Annotated in this window: 5 protein-coding genes and 1 tRNA gene; 5 read left to right on the forward strand and 1 reads right to left on the reverse strand. The window is 45.7% G+C overall.

Going from position 1 to position 4,589, the window contains the following annotated elements; all coding sequences use genetic code 11:
• Positions 1 to 368 precede the first annotated feature (368 nt).
• A tRNA-Gly gene (locus ASN18_RS12865) sits at positions 369 to 440 on the reverse strand.
• Positions 441 to 571: 131 nt separating this feature from the next.
• Here ASN18_RS12865 and ASN18_RS12870 point away from each other — a divergent pair.
• From ASN18_RS12870 to ASN18_RS12890, 5 genes are all read left to right on the forward strand, one after another.
• Positions 572 to 1,306, forward strand: a complete 735-nt coding sequence (locus ASN18_RS12870; protein ID WP_085053192.1) for a tRNA1(Val) (adenine(37)-N6)-methyltransferase — start codon at positions 572 to 574, stop codon at positions 1,304 to 1,306.
• Between the two features lie 26 nt (positions 1,307 to 1,332).
• A complete protein-coding gene (locus ASN18_RS12875) occupies positions 1,333 to 2,103 on the forward strand; it encodes a ribonuclease H-like domain-containing protein (RefSeq protein WP_085053193.1) in 771 nt (256 codons plus the stop codon).
• A complete protein-coding gene (gene xerD / locus ASN18_RS12880) occupies positions 2,093 to 3,019 on the forward strand; it encodes a site-specific tyrosine recombinase XerD (RefSeq protein WP_085053194.1) in 927 nt (308 codons plus the stop codon). The genes ASN18_RS12875 and xerD overlap by 11 nt, the downstream gene beginning before the upstream one ends.
• 68 nt (positions 3,020 to 3,087) lie before the next feature.
• Entirely contained in the window at positions 3,088 to 3,834 is a 747-nt protein-coding gene (gene surE / locus ASN18_RS12885) for a 5'/3'-nucleotidase SurE (protein ID WP_085053195.1), read from the forward strand.
• Between the two features lies 1 nt (position 3,835).
• Positions 3,836 to 4,498, forward strand: coding sequence for a protein-L-isoaspartate(D-aspartate) O-methyltransferase (locus ASN18_RS12890; RefSeq protein ID WP_236861735.1), 663 nt, complete (start codon positions 3,836 to 3,838; stop codon positions 4,496 to 4,498).
• The last annotated feature ends 91 nt before the right edge of the window (positions 4,499 to 4,589 follow it).

The following is a 4,589-nucleotide window of genomic DNA, read 5'->3' on the forward strand; positions in this document are numbered from 1 at the left end:
ACGCGCCTGTCATTACCTTTTGAGACTCCGAGTTCTGTGTACATTTGTGCCTCCTTTTGTACTATCATGTATCGTGATATAGGACATAAGTTATCTTTTGTCTTATGCTAAAACTAATAAAAAAGGAATGTCAAGGGATATTTTCAGAAATATTTTTAGCTGTGGCAGCCATGACGGCTTTATAAAATAGTTGATATAATTTTATCCGGCCATTCGGAACAACACCATGATAGACGATACGGCTGTGTTGCCTATGGAAAAAATCTATATACAAAGTGATTATAGTAAACCAGTCTGGTGACACTTTGGTGACAGTTTTTCAAGGTGTGTCCGCCATGTAACTGCTTGATTTATAATGATATTAAGGAAGCGGGCGACGGGATTCGAACCCGCGGCCAATAGCTTGGGAAGCTATCACTCTACCACTGAGTTACGCCCGCAGTGGATGCCATCTTTACGAGTATAACATGTAAGCCCTGCCACTTTCAATAATAATATTCAGCAATTCTCAATGAACGAGTATTCAGATCAGTTCATACCATCTCATCACAGCGGCGTGTTATAATCCACAATGGACAATGTTGAACAAGACGGCGGTATATCACTTGACACGATAAAAAATGTCAGAATACTTCAGCGCCAAAAAGGATACAGGTTTTCTATCGACGCGCTCTTGCTGGCTGACTTCGTAAATCCCAAAAATCCACGTCACATAGCAGATTTTGGGGCAGGGTCGGGTATCATCGGAATACTCCTTGCTCAAAAATATCCCGCAGCCTTCGTTCATTTGATAGAACTCCAGAAGGGGTTATATGAGCTTGCTAATAAAAATGTGGCGCTCAATAATGTAACCGAAAGGATAAAGATGCATCACTTGAATATCAATGATATATATGGTAATATTTCATCTAATACATTTGATTTAGCCGTCTCAAACCCGCCATACAGAAAACTCCAAAGCGGAGAGCTTAACCCTGACGACGAAAAGGCCGCAGCACGGCATGAACTCAATCTCACGCTGGATGAATTGATTAAAGCAGCTTTTTATGTATTAAGAGCTAAGGGTAGGTTTTCATTTATTTATCAGACCTCACGCTTTGTCGAGGTGATAGAAACCCTCAGGGGCCGTAACTTCGAGCCGCGAAGGGTACGCTTTATTTATGCAAATGCAAAATCGGAGGCAAAGATATTTCTCATTGAAGCAGTGAAAGAGGGAAGGGCACAACTCAAACTTGACCCGCCATTTTTCGTCTATGATGACACAGGCCGTTATTCTGCCAAAACACTTGAAATCTTAAGCACATAGCACTTCAGTATGGTATAATAACCGCTATGATAAGGAATACGTTTTCTATGCTGGAAGGTGTAGGGGAAAAGACTGAAAAGAGACTCTGGCGGCGCGGCATTGTCACATGGGACGATTTTCTGGGTAAAGAGACTATTCCATTTATCTCACGTGAAAAGAAGGTGCGTGCCGATGAACACCTCAAAATGCTTGATAGTGTGCTGAGTAATCCCTCGCGTCTGGCAAGACACATAGAAAGGAAAGAACACTGGCGCGCCTTTGAGATTTTCAGAGACGGCGCGGTTGGCCTTGATATAGAGACCAATGGGCGCCCGTATGACAACGGCGGCTATGTTACTGTTGTGGGATTATATGACGGCAAAAACTACAAGTGCCTGATCAGGGGGAAGGATTTAACTCAGGACAACCTGGCAGCCTCACTGTCTCCGTATAAGTATCTGATAACCTTCTACGGGGTAGTGTTTGATATACCATTTCTTAAAAGGTGTTACCAGTCTCTGAGAATAGACATCCCACACTATGATATATGTCTGGAGTCGAAGAGGTTAGGGTTAAAGGGAGGCTTTAAGTATTTTGAGAAATGCTTTGGAATATATAGAGATGATGACATCGCCGGTATGGACGGCTTCGATGCCGTTAAACTCTGGCAGATGTACAAACGTGGAGACCGCGCATCGCTTGATACGCTGATAAAATATAACAGGGAAGATACCGTGAATCTGATGACCATTGGAGAACAAATATATACTCAACTAAAGAAATCGACGGGCATAGAGGAGTATATTAATGCCCAGTGAAAAAACTAGCGAGAAAAATAGTGAGAAGACTATTGAGGTGACAAGTGAGATATTGGGTCAATTTCTGGCCTACCTTGAAGTGGAGAGAGGGCTTTCCCAAAATACCATTGAGTCGTATGGACTAGACCTGGAGCAGTACATTAACTATTTATATTTAAACAGTAAAAATGAAAAGGAATTCCAGCGAGAGGACATAATAAACTACATAGACCACCTGAGAGACAAGGGTTATTCTATGAGTTCTATTTGCAGGTTTATCTCATCGACCAGGGCATTTTGCAAGTTTCTGCTTATAGAAAGACACAGAAAAGATGACCCGTCTGAGACCGTGCGTCTGCCGAAGAAGTGGGAACAGCTTCCGAAGGCCCTGATGTTTGACGATGTGCTGGCAATACTTACAACACGTGTGGATACGAAGTTTGTGCTGCGTGATGTGGCGATGCTTGAGCTGATGTATGCCTCAGGGCTTCGCGTGTCTGAGTTGGTAAACGTGGAGGTAGATAAACTTGAGATGGATGCCGGGTTTATCAAGGTCATGGGAAAGGGTTCAAAGGAGCGCCTTGTGCCGGTAAACGAAAGGGCACGTGAGCGTATAAAGAAATATTTAAAGGAATTAAGGCCGGTGATACTCAACAATAAACACTCCCCATATCTGTTTTTGACAAACAGGGCTGAACCGATGACAAGACAGCGCTTTTGGCAGACTATAAAAGCGTACGGACAAATGGCAGGCGTTGAGCTTTCCCCGCACACGCTTCGGCACTGCTTTGCCACACACCTGCTTGAGGGCGGAGCAGACCTGCGCTCAATACAAAAGATGCTGGGGCATGTTGACATTTCCACCACTCAGATATACACAAAGGTATCGACCGAAAAGGTGAGAAAAGAGTACGACAAACACCATCCGAGGGCTTGACGCAACAGACCGCACTCGGGAATAATAGTAAATCATTCTGAACTTGTCATTTAAGGAAGGAAAATCTATTGGCACTGATACTTGTAACGAACGACGACGGGGTACTATCAGAGGGGTTGACAGCGCTCTTTGAGGCGATGAGCGGGGTGGCAGAGGCGGTGATTGTGGCGCCTGACACTGAGAGGAGCGCAACAAGCCATTCTCTCACCATGCACCGCCCCTTAAGGGTTACAGAGGTAAGGGAAAATGTCTATGCCATTAACGGCACCCCTACGGATTGCGTTACGCTGGGGATTGGGAAGATTCTCAAGTGCAAGCCCGACCTTGTGGCCTCAGGCATTAACAAGGGCGGCAACCTTGGCGATGACATAACCTACTCCGGCACTGTGTCTGCTGCCATTGAGGGTACGATTCTGGGGGTTCCATCGTTTGCCATATCGATGTTGTGGGATGACAGCGGGTTTCACTTTAATACAGCAGCAGCGTTTGCCAAAAAGATAGCGATGAATATTATAGGCAAGGGTCTGCCGCGAGATACGCTGTTAAATGTTAACGTGCCTAATACAAGCTCAATCAGAGGTGTGAAGTTCACAAAACAGGGAAAACGTGTGTACTGCAATTCGATTCAGGAGACATATGACCCCTGGGGGAAGAAACACTTTTGGATAGGCGGGGGCAGTCCGTCGTGGGAGGAGGATGAAAACACGGATTTCCTAGCAGTTGAGTCCGGGTATATATCTGTAACACCGCTGCATCTTGACCTGACGAACTATGATGCCCTGAAAAATATCAAAAACGAGTGGAAAGAATTATAAAGTGTCACTTGAAGATATAAAAGATAAGTTTAAGGAAAAAAGAGAGGAGATGGTCAATACCCAGTTGATACGCCGCGGCCTTGTGGACACTAACGTACTACGGGCAATGCGCGAGACGCCAAGACATATATTTGCTGGCTCAGGCAACAGTGACAATGCCTATGCTGACATGGCGCTCGATATCGGGATGCATCAGACGATTTCTCAGCCCTATATGGTGGCAGTGATGACCGAACTGCTTGAGCTGTCCCGGTCTGACAAGGTGCTGGAGATTGGAACAGGCTCAGGGTATCAGGCGGCGGTCCTGTCCGCGATAGTCTCAACGGTATGCACGGTTGAGCGAATCGAATCGCTGGCAGAGGATGCCAGAAGGAAATTTTCTGATTTGGGATATAAGAATATCTCTGTAAAAATAGCAGACGGTACGCTTGGCTGGCTGGAGGAGTCGCCATTTGATAAGATAATAATAACTGCGGCAGCCCCGGACATCCCCGCGCCAATAATTAAGCAGCTCGCGCCGCGGGGGATAATTGTTGCACCGGTTGGGGACAGACGCGCCCAATCTCTGCTGAAACTAGTGAAAGACGGCGCTCACGTAACTAAGACTTATCATGTGCCGTGCATATTCGTTCCGCTGCTTGGGAAATATGGCTGGGATAGCTGACCCCTTGTATTCAGAACCTCTGTCTGTGAGTATCCTCAGCAGCTTAACCTCCTGTTCCTCGTAAAACGGAAGGACTTTGTCATTCACAGTA

The organism is Candidatus Magnetominusculus xianensis, assembly GCA_001541255.1.
Classification (GTDB): domain Bacteria; phylum Nitrospirota; class Thermodesulfovibrionia; order Thermodesulfovibrionales; family Magnetobacteriaceae; genus Magnetominusculus; species Magnetominusculus xianensis.